The 22,309-nt window shown below is 62.4% G+C and carries 23 protein-coding genes; 15 read left to right on the forward strand and 8 right to left on the reverse strand.

All coding sequences use genetic code 11. The annotated features are described in order from the left end of the window. The first annotated feature begins 17 nt into the window (after positions 1–17). Genes HMPREF1531_RS08330 through HMPREF1531_RS08350 form a run of 5 tightly spaced genes read left to right on the forward strand, consistent with a single transcriptional unit; the run spans position 18 to position 3,665 of the window. Complete coding sequence (locus tag HMPREF1531_RS08330; RefSeq protein ID WP_198011024.1) at positions 18–791, forward strand: biotin--[acetyl-CoA-carboxylase] ligase; 774 nt, start codon at positions 18–20, stop codon at positions 789–791. Then, a complete protein-coding gene (locus HMPREF1531_RS08335) occupies positions 788–1,276 on the forward strand; it encodes a PH domain-containing protein (RefSeq protein ID WP_016669505.1) in 489 nt (162 codons plus the stop codon). The genes HMPREF1531_RS08330 and HMPREF1531_RS08335 overlap by 4 nt, the downstream gene beginning before the upstream one ends. Then, positions 1,221–2,444 (forward strand): 5-(carboxyamino)imidazole ribonucleotide synthase, encoded by a 1,224-nt coding sequence (locus HMPREF1531_RS08340; RefSeq protein WP_016669506.1) that lies wholly within the window; start codon positions 1,221–1,223, stop codon positions 2,442–2,444. The genes HMPREF1531_RS08335 and HMPREF1531_RS08340 overlap by 56 nt, the downstream gene beginning before the upstream one ends. Beyond that, complete coding sequence (purE, locus tag HMPREF1531_RS08345; RefSeq protein WP_016669507.1) at positions 2,444–2,938, forward strand: 5-(carboxyamino)imidazole ribonucleotide mutase; 495 nt, start codon at positions 2,444–2,446, stop codon at positions 2,936–2,938. The genes HMPREF1531_RS08340 and purE overlap by 1 nt, the downstream gene beginning before the upstream one ends. Further along, complete coding sequence (locus HMPREF1531_RS08350; RefSeq protein WP_016669508.1) at positions 2,922–3,665, forward strand: lysophospholipid acyltransferase family protein; 744 nt, start codon at positions 2,922–2,924, stop codon at positions 3,663–3,665. The genes purE and HMPREF1531_RS08350 overlap by 17 nt, the downstream gene beginning before the upstream one ends. 106 nt (positions 3,666–3,771) lie before the next feature. Here the strand turns inward: HMPREF1531_RS08350 and HMPREF1531_RS08355 are convergent, their stop codons facing one another. From HMPREF1531_RS08355 to HMPREF1531_RS12960, 6 genes are all read right to left on the reverse strand, one after another. Continuing rightward, positions 3,772–4,935: an ABC transporter permease gene (locus HMPREF1531_RS08355; protein ID WP_016669509.1), complete on the reverse strand. Its 1,164-nt coding sequence runs from the start codon at positions 4,933–4,935 to the stop codon at positions 3,772–3,774. After that, a complete protein-coding gene (locus HMPREF1531_RS08360; protein ID WP_016669510.1) occupies positions 4,932–5,813 on the reverse strand; it encodes an ABC transporter ATP-binding protein in 882 nt (293 codons plus the stop codon). Before HMPREF1531_RS08360 ends, HMPREF1531_RS08355 begins: the two co-directional genes overlap by 4 nt. Positions 5,814–5,937: 124 nt before the next feature. Next, positions 5,938–6,600, reverse strand: coding sequence for a response regulator (locus HMPREF1531_RS08365; protein ID WP_016669511.1), 663 nt, complete (start codon positions 6,598–6,600; stop codon positions 5,938–5,940). Then, the gene (locus tag HMPREF1531_RS08370) at positions 6,597–7,880 is read right to left on the reverse strand and encodes a sensor histidine kinase (RefSeq protein WP_016669512.1); all 1,284 of its coding nucleotides are present in this window, start codon (positions 7,878–7,880) and stop codon (positions 6,597–6,599) included. Before HMPREF1531_RS08370 ends, HMPREF1531_RS08365 begins: the two co-directional genes overlap by 4 nt. Next, on the reverse strand, positions 7,877–8,704 hold the full coding sequence (locus HMPREF1531_RS08375; RefSeq protein ID WP_198011025.1) for an LCP family protein: 828 nt from the start codon (positions 8,702–8,704) through the stop codon (positions 7,877–7,879). Before HMPREF1531_RS08375 ends, HMPREF1531_RS08370 begins: the two co-directional genes overlap by 4 nt. A 415-nt stretch (positions 8,705–9,119) precedes the next feature. Further along, a complete protein-coding gene (locus HMPREF1531_RS12960) occupies positions 9,120–9,833 on the reverse strand; it encodes a TIGR03089 family protein (protein WP_016669514.1) in 714 nt (237 codons plus the stop codon). Between the two features lie 80 nt (positions 9,834–9,913). Between HMPREF1531_RS12960 and HMPREF1531_RS08385 the strand changes: the two genes are divergently transcribed. From HMPREF1531_RS08385 to HMPREF1531_RS08405, 5 genes are all read left to right on the forward strand, one after another. After that, on the forward strand, positions 9,914–10,990 hold the full coding sequence (locus HMPREF1531_RS08385; RefSeq protein ID WP_036897583.1) for a mannose-1-phosphate guanylyltransferase: 1,077 nt from the start codon (positions 9,914–9,916) through the stop codon (positions 10,988–10,990). Next, positions 10,990–11,682, forward strand: coding sequence for a hypothetical protein (locus HMPREF1531_RS08390; protein ID WP_016669516.1), 693 nt, complete (start codon positions 10,990–10,992; stop codon positions 11,680–11,682). The genes HMPREF1531_RS08385 and HMPREF1531_RS08390 overlap by 1 nt, the downstream gene beginning before the upstream one ends. 135 nt (positions 11,683–11,817) lie before the next feature. Next, positions 11,818–12,078: a WhiB family transcriptional regulator gene (locus HMPREF1531_RS08395; RefSeq protein ID WP_016669517.1), complete on the forward strand. Its 261-nt coding sequence runs from the start codon at positions 11,818–11,820 to the stop codon at positions 12,076–12,078. A 100-nt stretch (positions 12,079–12,178) separates the two neighbouring features. Then, on the forward strand, positions 12,179–15,220 hold the full coding sequence (locus tag HMPREF1531_RS08400) for a glycosyltransferase (RefSeq protein ID WP_016669518.1): 3,042 nt from the start codon (positions 12,179–12,181) through the stop codon (positions 15,218–15,220). Further along, positions 15,217–16,758 carry a DUF5719 family protein gene (locus HMPREF1531_RS08405; RefSeq protein ID WP_016669519.1) on the forward strand — a complete coding sequence of 514 codons (1,542 nt, stop codon included), beginning with the start codon at positions 15,217–15,219 and terminating at the stop codon, positions 16,756–16,758. Before HMPREF1531_RS08400 ends, HMPREF1531_RS08405 begins: the two co-directional genes overlap by 4 nt. A gap of 2 nt (positions 16,759–16,760) precedes the next feature. On the opposite strand, the gene HMPREF1531_RS08410 is transcribed toward HMPREF1531_RS08405, so the two are convergent. Further along, entirely contained in the window at positions 16,761–17,198 is a 438-nt protein-coding gene (locus HMPREF1531_RS08410; protein WP_016669520.1) for a metallopeptidase family protein, read from the reverse strand. 49 nt (positions 17,199–17,247) lie between these two features. On the opposite strand from HMPREF1531_RS08410, the gene HMPREF1531_RS08415 reads away from it, so the two are divergent. Genes HMPREF1531_RS08415 through HMPREF1531_RS08430 form a run of 4 tightly spaced genes read left to right on the forward strand, consistent with a single transcriptional unit; the run spans position 17,248 to position 19,614 of the window. Beyond that, positions 17,248–17,622, forward strand: coding sequence for a DUF3499 domain-containing protein (locus HMPREF1531_RS08415; RefSeq protein ID WP_016669521.1), 375 nt, complete (start codon positions 17,248–17,250; stop codon positions 17,620–17,622). A gap of 9 nt (positions 17,623–17,631) precedes the next feature. Next, positions 17,632–18,402 (forward strand): HAD-IIB family hydrolase, encoded by a 771-nt coding sequence (locus HMPREF1531_RS08420; RefSeq protein ID WP_016669522.1) that lies wholly within the window; start codon positions 17,632–17,634, stop codon positions 18,400–18,402. Continuing rightward, positions 18,399–18,587, forward strand: coding sequence for a Trm112 family protein (locus HMPREF1531_RS08425; RefSeq protein ID WP_016669523.1), 189 nt, complete (start codon positions 18,399–18,401; stop codon positions 18,585–18,587). The genes HMPREF1531_RS08420 and HMPREF1531_RS08425 overlap by 4 nt, the downstream gene beginning before the upstream one ends. 1 nt (position 18,588) lies before the next feature. Further along, a complete protein-coding gene (locus HMPREF1531_RS08430; protein WP_016669524.1) occupies positions 18,589–19,614 on the forward strand; it encodes an SIS domain-containing protein in 1,026 nt (341 codons plus the stop codon). A gap of 209 nt (positions 19,615–19,823) precedes the next feature. Here HMPREF1531_RS08430 and HMPREF1531_RS12965 read toward each other — a convergent pair whose 3' ends face one another. Further along, entirely contained in the window at positions 19,824–21,263 is a 1,440-nt protein-coding gene (locus HMPREF1531_RS12965) for a glycoside hydrolase family 6 protein (RefSeq protein ID WP_051123357.1), read from the reverse strand. Positions 21,264–21,868: 605 nt separating this feature from the next. Between HMPREF1531_RS12965 and HMPREF1531_RS08440 the strand changes: the two genes are divergently transcribed. Next, positions 21,869–22,087 (forward strand): hypothetical protein, encoded by a 219-nt coding sequence (locus HMPREF1531_RS08440; RefSeq protein ID WP_016669526.1) that lies wholly within the window; start codon positions 21,869–21,871, stop codon positions 22,085–22,087. The last annotated feature ends 222 nt before the right edge of the window (positions 22,088–22,309 follow it).

A 22,309-nucleotide genomic window follows, 5' to 3' on the forward strand; every position in this document is an offset into this window, starting at 1 on the left:
GTGGGCACAATGGATATATGCCTTCTTGCCCGCCACTGGATATCGACCGGATTACCCCCATGCTGCAAGGACGGTGGCAGGTTACGACGGTCGTCTCGACGGGTTCGACCAATGCGGACCTGCTGGTCCGGGCACGACGGGGCGCTGAGGCCGGACAGGTGCTGGTGGCGGAGAATCAGACCGCGGGGCGAGGGCGTTTTGAGCGGTGCTGGCTGTCCCCTCCGGGCTCCTCCCTGTCCACATCGGTGCTGTTGCGGCCCAGCCGTCCGATGACCGACTGGGGATGGTTGTCCCTGTTGGTGGGGGTCGCCGTCCGTGATGGGGTGGCCGCGGCGGGTGCCGGTGATCGTGTCCGTCTCAAATGGCCCAACGACGTCTTGGTGGGCGGACGCAAGATCTGCGGAATCCTCTGTGAGGGAGCTGGAGCTGCAGTGGTCTGCGGATTTGGCATTAATGTTTCCCAAGGCCTCGACGAATTAGTCTTTCCCAATGCGACCTCGTTGTTGCTGGAGGGACTGCCCACCGACAAGACCCTCGTCTTGGCTGCAATCTTGCGCAGGTTCGCCGAACTCGTCGACGCCTGGGATGACGGCCAGGATGTCTCACCGGACTACATCGCTGCCTGCTCCACCATCGGACGTCAAGTGCGGGTACATCTGGATGCCGAGCACCCCGATGAGGGAACGGTCGTCGGCACCGCAGTCGGGATCGGTGATGACGGTGAACTTTTGGTGGAGATCGACGGTGAGATTCGTCCCTTCAGTGCCGGAGATGTGGTTCATCTGCGATGAGGTTTGCCAGCGACGAGGAGCTGATCTTCCGCACCCGCCCCCATGTCGTGGTGCTGGCCCCAGCGGTGGCTTGGTTGCTTCTGGATGCCGCCTTGGCGGGGGTCGGCCTTGCTCTGCTTGGCCCTGGTCCCCAGCGGGTAATCATGTGGGGCGTGCTCGGGGTGGTGCTGTTGTTCGGGGTGGCCCGACCGCTGGTTCGCTGGGCGACGACGGTTGTCACCCTCACTGACCGGCGACTGGTGGTGACGACCGGTGCTATCCGCCGCGATTCCCGGGTGATGCTGTTGGGGAGGATCGTGGAAACTGTCGTGCGCAGGTCTGGGTGGGAACGCATCATCGGTGCAGGAACCCTCGTCATGTGGACCTCGGAAGGGCACTATCTGAACGTCAGGAACCTGCCCAGGGCCAAGTGGATTGCCGAGGCCGTCGATGAACTCGCGGCCGAGAGCCGCGACCCAGGCGATCCGCTCGCCGGGCACCTCTAAACTTAGCCGGGTGAGCATCTCGATCGGAGTCGTCGGAGGCGGGCAGCTCGCCCGCATGATGTATGCACCGGCCACTGCCTTGGGTTTGGACATGCACCTGCTGGCCGAGGGCCCCGATACCGGGGCGGCTAAGGTCTACCACCAGGTTGAGGTGGGTGATTATAACGATCGGACCGTCGTCGAGGGATTCGTTGCACGCATTGATGTGCTGACCTTCGACCACGAACACGTCCCGACCATTCTCCTGCGTGGACTTCAAGAGGTCGGCAAGGTGGTACGCCCCGGCCCAGAGGCTCTTCAATACGCTCAAGACAAGGCACTGATGCGCCAGCGACTCACCGGGATGGGAATCCCTGCTCCCACCTGGGAGGTCTGCTCGAGCGAGGCGCAGCTGGTCAATTTCGGCGAGCGTATCGGGTGGCCCGTCGTCGCCAAGACCTCTCGCGGTGGCTACGACGGTCATGGTGTGTGGAAGCTTGATGGGCCCCGGGATGCCGGGATCCCCTTTGCCGGGGCTTTGCCGGATTCTGCGGGAGAACGGGTCGAGATCATCGGCGAGGAATACGTCGACTTCGTCAGGGAGTTGTCGGTGTTGGTGGTCCGGGATGCCGGGGACCGGGTACTCGCCTACCCAGTGACGGAAACCATCCAACGTGGTGGGGTGTGCCGTCAGACGATCACCCCGGCCCCGGGCCTGTCCCCGCAACAGACGGATGCAATCGTGGCGATGGGGTGCCGCATTGCCTCGGAGCTCGGAGTGGTCGGGGTTCTCGCCGTCGAACTGATGCAGCGTGGCGATGGCAGCGTGGTCGTCAACGAACTGGCGATGCGCCCGCACAATACCGGTCACTGGACGCTTGATGGGGCCGTCACCTCGCAGTTCGAGAACCATCTGCGGGCTGTGGCCGGGCTGCCATTGGGCGACACCTCCGCCAGGGCGCCGTGGACAGTCATGGTCAACATTCTGGGCGGCGAATTGACCGACCTCACTGCGGGACTGCGCGAGGTACTGGCTGACCCCGGGGTGCGGGTCGAGTTGTACGGTAAACAGATGCGGTCCGGCCGCAAGGTGGGCCATGTCAACGCTTGGGGAGATGATCTCGCCCGGGTCCGGGAACGGGCCGAGAACGCGGCCCGTCATTTCATGGAGGGAACCAAGGAACAATGATGAATCCACTGGTGGGCATCGTGATGGGCTCTGATTCCGACTGGCCCACGATGGAACCCGCGGCCCAGGTGTTGAACGAATTCGGGATCGCGCACGAGATCGATGTTGTCTCAGCGCACCGGATGCCCGAGGAGATGGTTAGCTACGGACGCTCGGCCCACACCCGCGGGCTGAAGGTGCTCGTCGCAGGGGCGGGGGGAGCGGCCCACCTGCCTGGGATGCTCGCAGCTCTCACCCCGCTGCCGGTCATCGGCGTACCGGTTCCGCTGACGTATCTCGATGGCATGGATTCGCTGATGTCGATTGTCCAGATGCCATCGGGGGTTCCCGTCGCGACGGTGGCCATCGGTGCAGCCCGCAATGCCGGCCTGCTCGCCGCGCGCATCTTATCGGTGGGTGATTCCTCCCTCATTGAGCGGATGGTCGATTTCCAGTCGTCGCTGCGTGATGTGGCCTTGGCTAAGGGTGAGGCCTTCCGTGGTCGCCGCTCCTGATTTCCGGGCCGGTTCCCGCTCAAATTCACCACTGAGCACCCCTAACCATCCGGGGGACACGAACGTCTACCGTACCTTGGCGCGGGTCTGTGGTGCGGTATTCCGGGCGACGATCGAGGAGACCTGGGACGACGCCACCCAACTCCCGGTTAATGGTGGGGTCCTCGTTGTCGCCAACCATGTGACCAATCTCGACACCCTCATGCTGGGGCGTTATCTGATTTGGTCTGGGCGCTGGCCCCGCTATTTGGGCAAGGCCGAGTTGTGGAAGGTACCGGGGATCGGCTGGTTGGGTGACAGGTGCGGGCAGATCCCAGTGCACCGCGGAACCGACAAGGCGGCAGATTCGCTCCAGCCCGCGAAACAGGCGCTTCGTGAAGGTCAGTGCGTGGCGATCTTCCCGGAGGGACATCGCACCACCGACCCAGGTAGATGGCCCGACCCGAAGGGACGCACCGGAGCGGCCCGGCTGGCCTTGGCGACCGGAGTGCCGGTGGTGCCGGTTGCCCACTGGGGAACCCACGAGATCTTCCCGGCCAAGGGATTCTCTTTACCTAGGCTGTGGCCTCGAAAGCACGTCGAGATTAAAATGGGTGATCCGGTTGATCTCGGTGGCCTCGACGATCCAGATGATCGCGAACAGGTGCGGGAGGCCACCCGGCGGATCATGGTGACGATCACCTCACTCGTTGCGGAATTGCGCGGCGAACCAGCCCCTGCGTGCTGATATCCCACGCAAACACGACCGGAGATCGGTGGCACGTGGTTCATGACACGACGTGGTCTCAATGGATAACTCCATTGAGACCACGCACACTGTTGACCGAGGTGGATCAGTCGCTGAGTCTGAGTGCCGCTCGGTAGGACAGCCGACCGCTGGTCTGCATTAGTGCTCGTCGGTAGATCCTGCTGCCTAGGCTCACCATCAGCGCAGCGAAGAGCAGGTTGATTACCAGGGCGATGACCGGCTCCCACCACTGGGCCGTGTTGTCCATGATCCGGGCAGGCATGAGCACTGCCGACATGATCGGGACATAGCTGAGCACGACCTTCGCGGTGCCGCTGGCCGTGAACCCGGCCACATAGACTGCCATCAGGACGAAAGTGAGTGGCTGGGCGGAGTACTGGACGTCCTCGGTACGAGTACCGAGGGAACCAGCGGCGGCCCAGATACAGGCCAGAGCGAGGAAACCTGCCAAGAAGAAAACCAGAAACCAAGCCACCGCACCCGACAGATTTGGCAGCATGACGGACAGCTTCGTGGCAGACAATCCGATCAGCCCGAGTCCTAGCAGGAGAACCATCTGGCCTACGGCCATGGCCGTTTGTCCGATGACCTTCCCGGCCAATAGTGCTCGGACTGGGACGACCGAGACCAGGATCTCGACGATGCGGGACTGTTTCTCCTCGACCACCGAGTTGGCGATCTGCATGCCGTAGACCAGCGAACTGAACATGAAAAGCGCAGCGAAGGCCAGACCAGTGAGGGAGCCGATCATCGGGTTGGAGTCACCTTCTAATGTGACCGATTCGACCGACATCCGGGCTTGGAGTTCGGCGTCGGACAGACCCGCCTGCCGAGCCAGGTCGGACAGGGTCAAGTCCTTGATCACGGTGTCTACGGATTGTTCGAGACTGGTCTTTGACTCGGTTTTCCACACCAGCTGCCAGGAGCCGTCGGCCTGACGCAGCCAAGCATCGGCGTCGCCGGCGCTGACCAAGTGCTCGGCTTCCTCATCGGAGGAAACTTCCACGACGTTCACTGATGATTTCGCGTTCTTCTTGCGAACTAGGGAGTCCGTGCCCTGAACGATGGCCGCGGCCTGCTGATCGGTGACCACGATGTCGGTGGTCGTCGAGCGGTTGGCGAAGATTTGCACTCCCGCGAAAGCGAGAGCCGTAACAGCCAAGGACACGATCGTGGAGATGATGAAGGATTTGTCAGTCAACTTGACCATGATTTCGCGGCGGGCAATCGTCGCCCATGACGTGTTCATGCTGTCACCTCACGGTAGATCTCGGACAGGGTGGGACGGATCCGGGAGAATTCCAGGACATTTCCGCGGTTGATGGCTTCAGCCAGAATGATCTTCTCTACACCGGGGTCGATGACCTCGACCAAGGCGGTGTTCCCGTCGACGTCGTCTACTTGGAGACCGGCGATTTCACGGACCCAGGCGACATCATTGTCGGTGACCAAGCGATGCTTGTGAGCCCCGCGGTTCTCCAGTTCCTGCTTGCTGCCACTGGCGACGATCTGCCCGTTGGACAAGATGATCAATCCGTCACACAGCCGGTCGATCAGATCGAGCTGGTGAGAGGAGAACAGTACCGGCACCCCGGTTGCGGCAAACTCGGCGAGTAACCCGGCCATTTCATCGATGGCTTTCGGGTCGAGCCCGGAGAAGGGCTCGTCGAGGATCAGGCAGGTGGGGCAGGCCATCACCGAAGCGGCGATCTGTACCCGCTGCTGGTTACCCAATGACAGTTTCTCCAGCTTGTCCTTGATTCGTTCCCCCAAGCCGAAGCGCTCCATCAGTGTGGTGGCCTCGGCGGTGGCGTCAAAGCGGTTCATCCCTTTAAGTTCGGCCAGGTAGACCAGCTGGGCGAGGACCGGCTGCTTGGCGTAGAGGCCGCGTTCCTCGGGCATGTAACCGAACCGAGCGCGGTCCTTAGCGGTGATGGGTGCGCCGTTCCAACGGACCTCGCCGGAATCAGCGGCGAGGAGGCCCATGATCATGCGCATCGTGGTGGTCTTTCCGGCACCGTTGCTGCCGACGAAACCGATCAATTTTCCTGCGTCGACGGTGAAGGACACATCCTGCACCGCGTGATGGGAACCGAACGAGCGGTTCAGCGTGTCAACTTCGAGCATGGCTCCAGCTTGCCGGTGATGCTGGGGTTAGCACATCGGCCACGTGATCGAAATCTGGCGTTGGATATTCTCCGTCATCCGGGGGAGACAAACTCCGTCGCAGGATTGAGCCGAGGAGATGGTCTCAGTCCATCAGGTGATGCTGGTAGGCCCAGGCTACGGCCTGGACCCTGTCGCGCAGCCCCAGCTTGGCGAGCAGATTTGACACGTGGGTCTTGACCGTCGACTCGCCGACGACCAACTCGGCCGCGATCTCCGCATTGTTCAGACCCCGAGCCAGGGCTTGCAACACATCGGTTTCCCGCTCGGTGAGATCAACCGGGAGGCCGATGGGGCTTTCGGTGCTTGCTGTGGGTTGGGATATGGCACCGGCATGCATCTGGGCGATCACTCTGGTGGTGACCTCGGGAGACAGCAGACCGTTCCCGGCAGCGACCTGGCGCACGGCGTCGATGAGCAGTTCCGGGCCGGCATTCTTCAGTAGGAAACCCACGGCTCCCGCATTCAAGGCATCGAACAGGTAATCGTCGCGGTCAAAGGTGGTGAGGATCACCACCTTGGTGCGGTCCGCGATCTGCCGGGTGGCCGTGATGCCATCGACCCCGGGCATCTGCACGTCCATCAGAACCACATCGGGGCACAAGGAAGCCACTTGGTCGATTGCCTGGGCACCATCCGAGGCCTCGCCGACCACTTCCACATCGTCGAGGACCGACAGGATCATCCGGAAACCGGTGCGCACCAGCTGCTGGTCGTCGACCAGAAGCACCTTGGTTATCTCGCTCATAGAGCTCCTCCTCGCAACGGCAGGCGCACCCGGACACGGTACCCACCGGTGACGCGGGGGCCGATCTCGGCAGTACCGCAGTGGGAGGCCACTCGCTCCCTGATCCCAAGCTGACCTAGTCCGGAGCCGGAGGTGCCGGGTTTGGGCCGGCCATCATCCAGGATCTCGGCCTCCACCCAGTTCGAGCCGCGACGGATGGTGACCCGTGCTGATCGGGCGGTGGAGTGTTTCTCAACGTTGTTGAGGGATTCCTGGACAACCCGGAACAGCGATAGTTGGATCGGGAGCGGCACATCCGAGGTGTCGACGGCGGTGATTCCCACCTGCAGACCGGTCTCCGCGAAGGAAGCGGCCAGCCCATCCAATTCGCCCAGTGTCGGTTCCGGAGCCCGATCGGTGTTCTCCTCCTCTCCGCTGGCTCCCCTCAGTGTTCCCAGTAGTGATCGCATTTCGGTGACCGCGGCCCGGGAGGAGGTTTCGACGTTGGCCAAGGCTTCGGCAGCCAGGGCAGGATCCTTGGCCAGCACAGTGCGGGCGGCTCCGGCCTGGACACCCATCACCGAGACGTGGTGGGCCACCACGTCGTGCAGTTCCCTGGCGATTCGCAGCCGTTCATCGGTCACTGCTTGGTTGCGCAAGGCATCTGCCTGAGCGGTGATCGTGGTGGCTTGCTTGACGAGCAGCGCCTTGTTGCGAGCCTGCCACCAGTTGTTACGGCCGAGGATGACCGCACCGATGATGTAGACAGCGCTGATGAGGTAGTTCATCAGAACGGAGGAGACGATGGTGGGCAAGATACCTCGGTTCGGCAGCTTGCTTGCGGTCACCGCGTCAACGAGCCTGTCGAGTCCCGACCCTATCGCGAGATCCCAAGCCAGCCAGCCGAACATGAGCAACAATATTGCGCCCAGTGCTACCAAGGCCACCGACCGGTCGCGGGACCATGCGGCACAGGAGTAGAGGGCGAAGAAACACATTGCCTGAAATCCGAGAAGGACGCCCACTTCAGGAATAAGGCTAGACCCGATCAACAGGGCGAATTCGATAATGGCGACCGGCACGGGGAACCTGCGGCGCCAGGCCAGGACAATCGCGCCGAGTGCGATGAGCAGGTGGTGTTGCCACCAGGGTCTGGTGATTTCTATGGAGTACAGGGGTCTGTTCAACTCGAACTGCACTGCGGCAAAGCACCACAAGATGACGACCGTCCACAGGTCGATCACCCCGAGTTCCGGGCGGGGCCGTATGTAATCCTCCTCGGTTCCGAACCACGTCGTCATGCGGCAAATCTGTCCAAATTTGAGGTGTCGCCACGGGAGATCTCGTCGAACAACTGGATTGCTTGCTCGGAGTTCCAGATGACGACGGACTGACCGTCATCGGTCCATCCTTCGGTGGTCTTGATCGGAACCACTAGGGACAGACCCTCACCGTTCGAGACATTTGCCAGTCCCAGCACGGTCGCAGCCAGGTCCCCGGCTCCGGTATCTTTACCTCGGGCCAGCATCCCTGATCCGGCGCGGCCCAGGTTCCAGTACCGGAATGGGTTGAGCACGCTGGTGGGGGTGGCGATCTTCGCCATCACCTTGCTAGTGATCTCCCGCTGGCGCTTCGCGCGACCGATATCGCCTTCTGGATCCGAGTAGCGCATCCGGACATAGGCGAGTGCAGTGGTCCCGTTGATCTGTTGACAACCTGCGGGAACATTCAGCCCGCTCAGCTCGTCATTGATCGGGGTCTCGGGGCAGATCTCCACTCCGCCGACCACGTCAACCAGTTCGGAGAAGCCGTCGAAACCGATTTCGTAGTAGCCATCGATGCGAACCCCGGTGACCGCCTCCACGGTCTGTTCCAGCAGCGCCGGTCCCCCCATCGCATAGGCGGAGTTCAGTTTGCCCTGACCGTATCCTGCGATCGGTACGTAGGAATCCCGGGGCAAGGAAACCAGAACTGAGCGACCCTTTGGGGGCAGGTACAGCAACATTATGGTGTCGGTGCGAGCCGACTCCAGCCCCTCGCGGGCATCCGAACCGACGAGCAGGATCGCGGTGCCCGATTGGTCGGCCAAGTGCCCACCCGCGGGGGTGTCATCCACCACCTTCATCTGATTGATCCAATAGATCGGTGTACCAATGAGGAACAAGAGCCAGGCGGCCAGAACCAACCCGATGAATCTGATTGTTCGTCGTGCACCGGATGCGCGCCGTCGGCGACGCGATGGCCGTCGCGACGGATCGGTTCTAACGGGGGTCGGTGCGGTGCGTCGTACCTGTTCTTCGACGGATCGTGTCTGGTTTTCCTGATTAGGGTGCGGCGCGGGAACCGGGCGAGGCCGTCGCGAGGCAGGGGCCTCGACCGGGGCTGGGTGCCCGGGTGAGTGGGACCTCTCTTGGGCTAGCGTCGCGGAGGGTAGAGCGGTGGGATCCAGTGCCGCCGCAGGCGGCGGGTTTGGTGTTTTGGGCGTGGACTCGGGCTCTTTTTGGTACAGCCAGTCGATGTCCGCCCGGCGTTCTGACTCGTCACGCACGATGTGCCTTCTCCTGTCGCAGCAATTCCCCGATATTGGTATGTCGGTCCCCGACGACCAGCACCACGGACCCGCCGCCGAGCAGCGGTCCGACGAGTCCAAGACTCACTAATTCCCACGGCTGCGTGGCCCCTTCCAACAGCACTCGGTGAGACAAGGGAGGTATCGCAGCCAGATCCTGCCAGGTGTGCTCGGTGCCGTCGTCGAAGCAGACTAGGTCGGTCGCATCGAAGCGCTGGTGGGCATCGGGTTGGGATAGCACCTCGGCGAAGTCAATGACGCCAGTCGCCGGTTTAATCAGCGGAGCTCCCAGGGGATGCAGGGAGCAGGCGATGGTCACACCTGCGCCGGTTGGTTGTGTGCCGGGCCCGACGACCGCGGCTGCGGTTCCCGCCCCGACGGCATCGACCGGGATCGCTTCGACGATTCCTCCGGCCTGCCAGATCGCCATGGTCCACACCAGCGTGGTCCAGTGCGCTGGATTGCTGATCAGCAGCGTGTTCGCCACCCGTGATGAGGTCAACTCCATCTCGTCGAGCAGGTTGACGGTCTTATCCACCCAGTTCGCGAAGGTCCGCGCCGAGAACTCCGCTCGTGCTCCGCTCGATGGGCCGTACCAGGTGACCAGCGGATCGGCGCCATGGCGGCGTGCCCGGTTGGTCAGGGCATCCACCACGTCGCAGGTCGGCGAGTGGGAGGCGAGCATTACTCCATCGTATGTGTGCCGGGCACAACAGCGGGGCAACCCTGCCGGGCGTGCCCGCTTGCTCGGGCTAGATTGAGGCCATGGAGTACGTGGTGATCATGGCGGGTGGATCGGGGAAACGTCTGTGGCCGTTGTCGAGGCAGGGTGAGCCCAAGCAACTTTTGCCGCTGTTCAATGACCGGTCGCTGCTCCAACTCGCTTACCAGAGAGTTTTGAAGGTGGTCCCGGCCTCCCGGGTGCTGGTGTGTACTGGTGCCTCTTATGCCGATGTCGTCGCCGACCAGTTGGAAGGACTGCTTCCTGAGAACATACTGGGAGAGCCGGAGGGACGTGATTCCCTCAATGCAGTCGCATGGCCGGCCGCGGTGCTCGCAGCCCGCGACCCAGATGCGGTCATGGCGGTGGTGACCGCGGATCAGTTGATCTCCCCGGAGGAGGCCTTCGCCGAGGCTTTGAGTAACGGGATGAGGCTGGCAGCCGATGATCCCAGCGTTCTGGTGACCTTCGGTGTGGTGCCGACCAGCCCGCACACCGGCTACGGCTATCTGCACCGCGGGGAGCAGATCTCTGGCTACGGGATGGCCGCCGAGGTAGTGGAGTTCAAGGAGAAGCCGGATCTGGCGACCGCCGAGACCTATCTGGCTTCGGGGGAGTACTGGTGGAATGCTGGAATGTTTGTATTCCGCGCCAGGACCCTCCTTGAGCAACTGGAGGTGCTGCATCCGGTCACCCATGCCAGGGTGCTCGAATTGGCCGCCCGTCCGGATCGGCTCGCTGAGATCTACCCGGGGCTGCTGAAGATCTCGGTCGACTACGCCGTGATGGAGCCGGTTTCCCGCGGGGAGGCCAGTGCGCGCATTGCAGCGATTGCCCTGCCCGTCGAATGGATTGATGTCGGCTCCTACGAGGCGTTGTTCGAGGTGCTGTCCTGTGATACCAACGGCGAGGCCACCATAGGCACGGTGGTTGATCTCGACTCCCGCGACAATCTGTTGATCAACACCCAGGAAGGGTCGGTGTTGGCCGTCGTGGGGATGAACGATGCCATGGTGGTGCGCACTCCGCAGGCCACGCTGGTCGGGCCGTTGTCGGCATCTCAGAAGATCAAGCAACTCGTCGAGCAGGTCGCCGCCGAGGTATCGGAGGAACTCGCCTGATGATCGACTATGTGAAGAATCTTCGTCTGCCATTGCTGGGGTTTGTTCTCGTACTAACTGCGGTGCTCATAGTCAGCTCTGTTGTCCAGTTCGTGATGGCCTTGGTCGGAGCGACATCATTGGGTCAGGCAGCCCAGATCGGGGCCAGCACTTCACCCTCATTGGTGTGGGTCCTGACCGCTTTGGTGTTGGTAATGGCCCTGGTGTTGTTGCGCCCCCATCCGGTGGGCACGATGCGTATGGTGCGGGTGGCCTCGGTGGTCATCGGGTTCGCTGCAGTTCTTGCCGCAGTGTACTGGGTGCTGCTGTTGTGGGAAGGATTCAGTCCCGGGGTCATCCTAGGTTCCTTGGGCGGGCTGGTGGAGACCATCGCGAAGGGGGCATGCGCGGTGGTGCTGCACCGCTTGCATGGGGTGGGCCGCACCGATCTCTTGGCCGCCCTCGGGGCTCAGACCGATGCCAACCCCAAGGATTCGGCTGCTGAGACCGGCGAATCGCAGCGATCGGCATGGCAGGTGGACCAGACAACTGGATACCATTGGACCTCCGCCGCGCAGGCCGCCCAGGGCGGCGCGCCGACCGGGCAACCCCCCGAGTTGGAGGGCCCTGAAACTGCTGCGCAGTACCCGTCACGCCAGCAGGTGTGGTCCCGTCCGAAGCGGTCGAGCCCGGACTGGGGAAGCTCCGGATGAGGCTGCGGTCGTTTCTGAGAATTACCAATGAGTTTCTGAGAATTACCGATGAATATCTGTATCCATTTGACTCAACCGAACTACAGCGCTGTAATTCAAGAGACCGGTTTCAGCCGTCGAAAGGAGCGAACGGGGATGTACGTAGTGCAGTCGCTCGTGGATGACGCCGTGGAGGATGGTCCTCTCGGTTGGCAGGAACAGGCTTTGTGTGCGCAGACGGATCCCGAGGCGTTCTTCCCTGAGAAGGGCGGCTCGACAAGGGAGGCCAAGAAAGTCTGCCAATCCTGTCCAGTGCGGTCGGATTGTCTTGACTACGCCTTGGCTAATGACGAGCGCTTCGGCATCTGGGGGGGATTGTCCGAACGTGAACGTCGGCGTTTGAGGAAGCAGGCCTGATAATCATCCGAGTCGTGGGCGTCGACGGGGCGCCCACGACTCCGTCATCTTGGTCTTGAATGTTTCGGCTCTTCGATGTGCAGGCTTGTAGGCTGTTTTGGTGACCGATCCGAACGCAGACATGTGGGCATGGGCCCACGAGCAGCATGTCGAGCCTGCGGTCGTTGTCGATTCTTCGGGGGTCCTAGCCATCCTCGTCGCGCACAACGGTGCCCAGTGGCTGCCGCGCACGCTGGTAGGCTTGGCGCGCCTGGATGCGCAGCCGGGGATGCTCGTGGTTGTCGATGCCGGCTCCACCGATGACACTCGTACCCTCTTGGACAAGGGCGTCGCCGACGGGCTCATCGACTTGGTCGTTGACGGCGACGCAAGAGCCGGGTTCGGTGCGAACGTTAAACTCGCGATCCAGGCTGCCTCATCGACGATCACCCCCACCCATTACTGGTTCCTGCACGATGATTCGGCTCCGGAACCCACCACCCTGACCCAGCTGCTGAATGGCGCGGAGACTCCCGATGAGGCTGGGCGTAAACCCGGGATCGTCGTCCCCAAACTGCTGCACCCGCGGCGACGTAACCACCCCGACCAGATGAGCGCGGTCGGTGAATCGATTGCTCCTTCCGGGGCGCGGGTTCTCACCATTGAGCCCGGTGACATCGATCAGCATCAGGTCGGGGCCGCCCCGGTGCTGGGTGCTTCCACCGCCGGATTGTTGGTGACCGCTGGGACTTGGCGGACCCTGGGTGGATTCGACGACCAGATCGTGCTCTTCCGCGACGGTGTCGACCTAGGCTGGCGCGCCAACGAAGCCGGCATATTGGTGCGTACCTGGCCGAAGGCTTCCCTGCGGCACGTTGAGGCGGGCCGGGTCGGTCTGCGGACCCAGGCTTTGTGCAAGGATTCGCGATCCCTGGATGCCCGCATGGGCATGATGGTGGTGGCAAAGCATTCCGAGAACCCCGGGCATGTCATCCGGCGAATGCGCCGCAAATCCTTCGGTCAGGCAATCGGTTTCCTGCTTGGTAAATCCCCGTCCATGGCGCGTGGCCAGCTGCGAGCTACGGCCCGGCTAGTCGCCGACCGGGAGAAGATCATTGCCGCTGCTGCGAAGACCTCCCACTCCGCGGTCCCCGCCACCCTGCTACCGGGACGCGGTTGGGAACTGAGACATCTCGCCGACCGATGGGCTGGTCGGATTTCGGATTCCTACTACGACCTCATTGAGGATGAGGATTCCTCCGGGATGCTCGACGAACTGACCGGCGATGAATACGCAACCACTCAGCAGCAGTCTCGCATCGTCTCGCCCGCCCTCGCCGGGTTGGTGATCATGCTGATCGGCACCCTGATCGCCATGCGCTCCCTGCTGCACACCGGTTTCCTTGTCGGCCCAGGCCTGCTGCCCGCACCTGCAACCCTCGGGGATGCCTGGGGGGCGTGGGCCACCTCGGCTAATGGCCTGCCCGGCGCCAACGCCCCTTGGTTGGGTGTCATGGCCGTCTTCTCGACTCTATTCTTGGGACATCCGGACTGGTTCGCCACCTTTTTAGTCTGCGGAGGCCCGGCCTTGGCGTCATGGACGGCTTTCCGTTTTTTGCGCTCATTGTCGGGTCCGGGCTGGTGGACCCCGGTCCTGGCCATCGCCTACGGAGTGTGGTTGCCACTCATGGGGGCCACCGCGCTGGGTTCCCTGCATCTGTCGATGCTCGGGATCATGCTGCCGGTCATCGCCGGGTGGATCATCTCCTGGGCGACGCAGCGGGCCCGCGGCCCAGAGCGGTGGCGACGTCCGGCGAAGCTCGCCGGGGGGTTCGCGCTGCTGGCCGTCGCCATGCCCTGGACCTGGGCAATCGCCATCATCGTTGCGGTGGTGGTGATGATCAGGCGACGCACTGCGGCAGCCCTCCTAGAGGGTCTGCTGGTCATCATCGTGCCCCCCGTGGTACTGGTGCCGTGGCTACCGAGGCTCATTGCGGACCCTGGTCGGTTGTTCACCGGAACTGATCCGGTCTCCATGCCCGCGTCCGCCGCTCACTCCGGGCTATGGGTACTCACCGGGGCTTCACAGGCCGGAGGAACCCCGGTCATCATGGGCGCCGTGGGGGTCATCGTGCTCCTGCTGGCAGCTGCCTTGGGGGCGGTACGCAGTCGGGATCTTGATGGATTGGCGAAGTGGACGCTGGTGCTGCTCGCGATGATGGCTCCCGCTGCAGCGGTGGGTGTCACCCGTTTTGTGGTCCCGGTCGCAGGCATCCTGGTCCGGCTGGATCCGGTCCCATGGCTGCTCACCTGGGGATTTGCGATGATCTCCCTGGTGGCTGCGGGCATGGGGCATCGCAAGGACCGGACGATAGACGACTCGGACAAGGACATCGACCGCAACGACCAGTTCAACCGGAGCCGGATAGTTCTTGGGGCACTTGCCTTGGTAGTGGCCGTCATCGGTGTCTGCTGGTGGATGACCGGGGCCATGGCCACCTTGCAACGTCAAGATGAGGTCTTGCCCAGCTATGTGGCCGGGGTACAGGATTCCGAACGCCGGACCAGGACCTTGATGGTGGATCTCAGCTCGGGGATCGCCGCGGTCAATGTGGCATCGGACACCCAGCCTGCCTGGGGCTCTGCCGAGGTGCCAATGATGGCCGCATCGGCTTCCGGGGCCCTCGACCAAGTGGCCCAGCAATTCGCACAGGGTCAGCCCGCTGACGATCTGGCTGATCGGCTGGCCGATCTCGGAGTGGGACATGTCTGGCTGCGGGGGGCTTCCCCGCAGGCCGTGACCGAGCTGTCGACCAGCCCTGGGTTAGGGCAGGCAGTCGTCGATGACAATACCGTGGTGTTCATCGTCACGTCACAGCCCTCGCGCTGGAACTGGGACAGGGACCGTTTGGTGCTTGCCGAGCCGGTGGACCCAGCTTGGCAAGCATCGATCGACGGGAACAAACTGGAACGGGTCGATTCGGGCGACTGGCGGGTTGCTTGGGATGCCGGCTCGGCGCGTGGTGAGATCCGTTTCTGGGCCACCCCGGACGTCGGATGGATCATCTGGGAAATTGTGGTGAGCATGGGGTTGGTCGTGTTGATGGCGCCGAGCGCTCAACGGGTTGCTGCGCCGCGCCGAGCCCTGGGAGGTACACGATGAGCGCCAGACGGGCGATGGCTGAGGAACCGAGCGAGAGCACCGACACCCTTGAGATCTCTGCCATCAGGCGTGGGGTCGACTGGGATCTTGACATCGATCCGAGGAAACCGCGACGGGCCTTGGTCGAGCAGGTTGCCGCGATGGATTTCGCGCCGACAAACGAGGGAACCTGGGCCAGGCTCATTGAGGAGGAAACTCCCGATCCCCAGCCGGAACCGAAAGAGGCCCCGGCCACAGCACCCCGCTCGGCGAAGGCGTCCGGGATTGAGGTCCTGGTGGTGTTCAAGGACCTGGTTCATCGCCCGGTTGCCCCGGTTCTGATGGTCATCGGGGTGGTGCTGGGTGTTGTGGCAGGAGCATTCCCCGCCGAACAAGCGGCCACTGACCGGGTCATTCCGCTGGTCACCTCGGTTTCCAAGGTATGTCCCTCGGTGGATGGCACGCTGAACGTGGTCTCCTCGGATGGTTCACAACACGACAGCTCGGAACTGTCCGATGCATCGTCGGTGTTTGCCACCGTCGTGGCGCCCATGGACCAGCAGGTCTCCTTGGCTGGTGGCACGCTCATCACCGGAGACAATCGTTCGGCGTGGGCCGATTGCCGCCGGGCTGCCACCGACCAGTACGTGCAGGTGCCTGGGGGACAGGGTGCGGTGCTCGAACTGGCGAATCCCGACCTGGCCGATGCCCTGCTGGACGTCACCCTCAGTGGACCCGACGGTGAAATCACTGGCGATGGCCTGCGCGGAATCACCGTCCCCGGTTCTTCCAGGATCACCATCAATCTTGGAGCTTACGCGAACACCGACACCGCCCTGGGCGCCAGGATCCGCTCATCCATCGGACGGATTGCGGCTTGGTCTGTGGTAAGTAGGGGCATGACTGCCGGTGTCGTCGGCGCAACCAGCCAAACAACCGAATTTGTGGTCCCGGCGGCACCCACTGGCACCCGGACCGAACTGTTGTTGACCAATCCGGGAACCACCCGCAATGTAGTGAACATCACCGCCAACGGAACTGCCGGGCCGCTGCCCTTGCAGCAGGACAAGGTCACTCTCGATGCCCAGCGTACGACAGTGCTGGACTTGAGTGATGCATTGGGCGGTCAACAGGCTGGGTTTACCCTCACCGGGCGCGATCCGTTCGCGGTGACGGCGTTGGTCGTTACCGACTCGGATGCCGATTTCGTCCCAGGTCAGCCCAAGGAGTCGCTGAACAGCACCCAGCAACTGCTCGCTGCGATTCCCGGTCCCGGAGACGTCCAAGTGGTCAACCCTGATGAGGGCGACGCGTTGGTCGTCATCGACTGGGGGGAGGGCCAGGCCCCCTCAAATCTGAAGGTTTCCTCCAAGGCGGTGGCTTCGGTGGCCATTCCACAGGGAGTGAGTCGGATGAGCATCACATCCACCCTTCCGGTGAGCGTCTCGGCAGCGATCCGGGGAGGTGAGGTGCCGGGACTGGCGATGATCGTGGCCGTGCAGGTGCCACAGGCGCAGGCGTCGATGCCATTGGATTACGACCCGTCGCTGGGCCGCTGAGTTCACCATTGGTCGTCGATGTTCGGGTCCAGATCGGGCATCGAGCGACCGGTAAGCCCGGACAGCTGTTCAACCAAGGTGTAGTGCACCAGTTCCCGCAGCTCTGCCCGGCTGCTTGCCCGACGCTCCAGCGGGCGGCGGAATAGAACGATGCGTGCCGGACGGGTGGTGCTGGATTCCATGGCTGCGGCCAGCGGGACCCGGTCGACCAGATCCCAGGACATCGCGCCGGTTGGCACGTCCTCTACGCCGATATCTATCGCGGTGATCACCTCGGGGCAGGTTGTCATCAGATGCCGCACGGATTCGTCCATGACCTGCAGGAAAAACTCGGCCGGGGATGTACGCCCCTTGATCGGAGAGGCCCGGCGCGTGTAGCGATTGGGCAGGGACATCGGTCCACGTACCCCGCGGCCATGCCGGTCTCTCCTGGAACCCATGTGGCGCACTCTAGCGCTGCAGCGCCGATGGACTAATTTTGACCCTGTGATGATGAGGCGGTGTTCGCGCAACGGCTGCGGGGAACAGGCAGTGGCGACGCTGACCTATGCGATGGCCGAGCGCACCGCGGTCATCGGCCCGTTGTCACCCAGTGGAAGTCGTTCCGGCTACGACTTGTGTGCCAGGCATGCTGAACGGTTCACCGTTCCCCGGGGATGGGAGTTGATCCGGCTGGCCGCACCCTCGGAACTCACCCCGGTTCCCGACGAGGACGACCTGATGGCCTTGGCCGATGCGGTTCGCCGGATCGGGTTGGCTGATGACGCAGAGCACCCACCTACCCCTGATCCGGACACGGTGGTGGAGATTGGGCGACGAGGTCATTTGCGGGTCATCACCGATGCTGACCGGCTGCACGGCTAGTCTATTCGGGTGAACATCGAAGACCTCCGGATCATCGCCTTCGACCTCGACGACACCTTGGCCGAATCGAAATCGGCCCTGGAACCCGGGGTGGGGCGGGTGCTGTCTCGGCTGCTGGAGCAGCTGGAGGTGTGCATCATCTCTGGTGGGCGCTTCGAGCAGTTCGAGGCCCAAGTGCTAGATCATCTGCCCGCCGATACCGGTCTTTCCCGGTTACACCTGATGCCCACCTGCGGCACCCGCTATCTGCGATTTATGGATGATGGCTGGCGGCAGGTTTATGCTCACGACCTTACCGATGGACAGAAGGTCCGGGCGATCAAGGCCCTGGAGAGTTCGGCGCGTGCGCTCGGTCTGTGGGAGAGCGGGGAGAAGGTACGCGGTGACCGAATCGAGGACCGCGGTTCTCAGATCACTTTCTCGGCCTTGGGACAGGAGGCTCTAGTCGCCGAAAAGAAGGCCTGGGACCCCGATGGCAGCCGTCGTGAGGCGCTGCGAGCCGCAGTTGCCGAGTTGCTGCCCGATCTTGAGGTGCGTGCTGGTGGTTCCACTTCCATTGATGTCACCGCTCGCGGTATCGACAAGGCCTATGGAATGCGTCGGCTGGCAGAACAGACCGGAATCGGTCTTGATGACATGCTGTTCGTCGGTGACCGGCTGATGCCTGGTGGCAATGACTACCCGGTGGCGGCCATGGGTGTCGCCACCCATGCGGTGACTGGTCCCGCAGACACGGTCGCCTATCTGGAGAACCTGATCACCACATTGGAGGAACGATGATCGACGAGTTGGGTCTCACAAGCCAATTCTTGGAGATTGCCGCCTGTCCTGCCTGCCACAGCTCTTTCGCCGTGGACTATGAATTGGCGGAACTGGTGTGCGTGAATGCCGAATGCGCCCTGGCCTATCCGGTGCGCGATGGCATCCCGGTTCTTTTGGTCGGCCAAGCACGCAAGGTCGGCTGAGATGCCCACCTTCGACGAGGCACGCATCGACGATCCAGCCGCGCTGGCGGCTCACGACACAGTACTGCGCACTCTTGCTGGAGCGGGGGCTCGGATCAGGATCGAGGCAACCGATGTTGAATGGCCTGCATCCCTCGGCCAGCTCTCGTCGGTGGATCGGCCTCGTGGGGTGGTCGTTGCAGGGGCCGAAGCCCGGCTGGTGCGGGCCGTGCTGGAACCGGTGTGCCCGGTGCCGTTGGTCGCTTGGTCTTTGGGCGGGTTACCCGGTTGGGTGGGCCCGCTCGATCTCGTCGTGGTGCTCGCCAGTGATGAGGCGGGGCAGCAGTCGGCAGCTTTGATGGCCACCGTCGACGAGGCGGTGCGTCGTGGAGCCCAGTTGTGGTTGGCGGCCCCATCGGATTCCGTGCTCGTCGGGCGAGGGGAGCGGGCCAGTGTTCGGATCCCGACCCGCACTGGTGACCCACTGGCTGCTGCAGTGGTGGTGCTGGAGATGTTCGGGCGTATCGGTCTGGGACCCGCGGTGAATACCGTGAATGCCGCGGAGGCCGCCGACATGGTGGCCGAGGCCTGCTCGCCGTTCCGGGATTTGTCGAATAATCCCGCCAAGGACCTCGCCTGTGCCCTGGGTGATGCAGAGCCACTCATCTGGGGTGGATCGGTGCTTGCCGGTCGCGCGGCTCGCCGGATGGCCGAGGCTATCCGGCGTTGTTGCGGATGTCATGCTCTGGCGGCTGATGCATCTGAGGTGATCGCTGTCATGCAGCATGTGGCGCCCAGGGACGTCTTCGCAGATCCCTTCGAGAACGGGACGAAACGCAGGGAGGCTTTGGTAATGCTCGACGACGCTGAGAGCGATGATCTGTCCGAGGCCATCACCCGTGAGGTGATCTCTGTAGCGACAGCGATGGACGTCCCCATCCAGCGGATCGCTAGTTCACACGGCAGTGCCCTGGACCGTTACCTGACCTTGTTATTGCACGGGCTTTATGCGGTGGCCTATCTGGAGGTTGGCCTGTCGGATCGGTGAAGGCTGGGACTCGTCTTCACCCGGGCCGTCAACTGGTGGGATCCCAACTAGTTGGTGTCGTGCAGCGCGCGGGTGTGGGAAGAGGTATGTACGTGCGGGATCTGAGGAAGACTGGGTTGCGCCCTGTTGATCCAGCGCAGTTAACGACCGGACCAACAGGGCGCAGATGTCTCATCCCCGATGAAGGGGACCTATCAGTATCAGGAGTATCAGGGAGCTTCCCAGTATTCGATGGTACCGGCCTTCACTCCATTTTCAACGACCTTCAATGCGAGATCGGGGAAGAACTTTCCTGCCTCTGGGTCGCCCGGATGGCACACGCCATCCGATTCGCCGACCGGCTTGGCCCACACATATGCGTCAGCATGGGCACCGGTGGTATTGCTCGTCGGGCGTGTACCCACAGCGGCGGTCGAGTTATTGCAGGTCAGGAACTTCCCGCCCGGGTTGGAGTCGGGCTGAAGGGCAACACCATTGCGGCTGGTGTCGACCACGTAGTGCTTTCCTGCAACGCCCTTCGCTTCGAGGGTCTTGACGAATTGCTCGGCCCATGCCTCTTCGACAGGGGTCGTGCCGGACGAGGAGACGTTCATGGCGAAACCGCGCATGTACTTGATGCCTCCATCGATCACGGCATCTGCGGCCGACTCCTGATTGAGCTGACCGGAACCGGCATGGATGTAGAGGGCGGCGTTGGGGTTGTTGGCCTGGAACTTCTGTCCGACATAGGTGAGCAGTGGGGCTCGCTCTTTGCGGATCTCTGCTTTGCCGCAGTAGCTGATTGCGTCGGGTTCCACGATCACCATGACGGTCTGGTCGCCGACCATGGCCGAAACCCGGTCGATCCATGCCCTGTAGTTCCCAGGAGTCTCATGACCACCGGACGACAAAGAGCCGCAGTCGCGATGGGGAATGCCATACAGGGCGATCTGGGCAACCTGGTTGGCTGCCTTGGCCCTGTCCAGCAGTTTCTTCAGTCGCGCGTCTGCATCTGATGACACGCCGTCATACCACGCCACACTGGGGGTATAACCGATGTTGTAGTAGGCGCGTTTTTTATCCGGATCAGTCTCCTTCTGGTACGCCCAGTAGGCCGCGGTATTGGTCGGCAGATAAGGGGTGCCGGTCGCTGCAGCGGGCTTCTTGTCGCTGGAGGCAGCTGGTGTGGTGGGCACATTCCAGCGAATGGCGGCATTGCCCCACACTGCGCCGGTCGTCGTTGAGGTGTTTGCACCGTCGGTCGCGGTCTCCCATGTATTGCCGGCGTCCACGATGGCGTTGTTGATGGATAAGTCGACACCATTTCCGCCGCTGATCGACCGCACCCATAGGTTCCGGTCTCCGGTCTGGTTCATGGCGTCATTGCCGAAGAACAGGTCAACACTGTCGGTGCTCTTCAGGTCTGCCGTCAGTGGAATCTTGTAAACGGTGTAGTCGGTCGAGTTGACCGTAAAACGGCCTTGGTCGACGCCGTTGACCCGCACTTGGACATCGGGGCCTGCTCCATCGCTGAGGGTTGCTTTCGCAGTCACGCTGAGGGTGGGGGAGGCAGTTGCGGTCGGAGCGAAGACCGGAAGCGCCATGGACACCATTGAGGAGCCAACCACGGCAACGGCAAGACTGGTTTTTCTGAGGTGTGAAACAGTCATGATGACATCATGCCTCACGAAAGGTTCGTGAAAGTGACTCGGCATGCCGTGGATGATGAATGGCGAGGTCACACCCCAGAAATTTGGATACACAGATGGATGCAACGAGACCGCTGGTGTTGCTGGGGGCTGAGGTGGCGTAGAGTAAGAGGCTCTCATGATTGCCTGTTGTCGATCGGCGCCGCGCGGTCGATCAGCCCCCGGCATGGGATGAGTTGGAAGAGAACTTGCTCATCTTGCCAGGGACATCGCGGACGGGGCTATGAACAGTTTACAGGAACGTGATACCGCCAAGTTGGGGAGAAAACACTGAGTCGATAGCCTATGCGCGGTCAACGAGATGGGGCATCCCGCCACAGCATCGGTGCCCGATGCGAACTGGGCAGCTGTGGTTGGGAGGCCTTAACATGAACCCTGCGGGCTATCACCGATACGGACGAGCAGGTTGTGCACTTTATCTGATGTCAGAAGCGTGAGCGTGGAAACTGATGGAAGAGATGGAATCGATAATGATGGCGTCTTGGCCTACTAGGCCATGACTCTGCCCGTGGGAACAGGTGGTGTGGTCTGAGCATTGCGTGTCCGCGTACCGATGGAGGCTTCCGATGCCGAGCAGACAGCATGGCGGGCTGGACTGCCATGAACAGCAAAGCGATTATCTGCGTGCAGTGCTCTTGGAAATTGCAGGCATGCCCGTGCTCCTGCCAAGTATCGGGCTCGGGGCCTATAGCCATGCATGGGAAGGTGTCGATGTTCAGCACGATCTGTTCATTCGGGCCATGGAAGCAAAGTTGAAACTTCTGTCGTGGGGTTGTCCTGCTTGAGGTGGTGAGGGCTTTTCTGATGCTGCTGTTGTCTACGGCAGGTCGACTGTCAGGCGGATCGCGGGTGAGTGCCGGTCCGATGTTGGGGGCTGAAGGTGGCAAGCATCATGAACAGTAACGACTCTGACCGCATTGTTCGATACGAGGTGAAGGCTGTTTATGATGTTTCTTCGAAAGGAATTATGATGAATGTAATCTTCTAAGGTTAGCGCAAATATATTG

The sequence above is a fragment of the Propionibacterium sp. oral taxon 192 str. F0372 genome (assembly GCF_000413315.1).
GTDB lineage: Bacteria > Actinomycetota > Actinomycetes > Propionibacteriales > Propionibacteriaceae > Brooklawnia.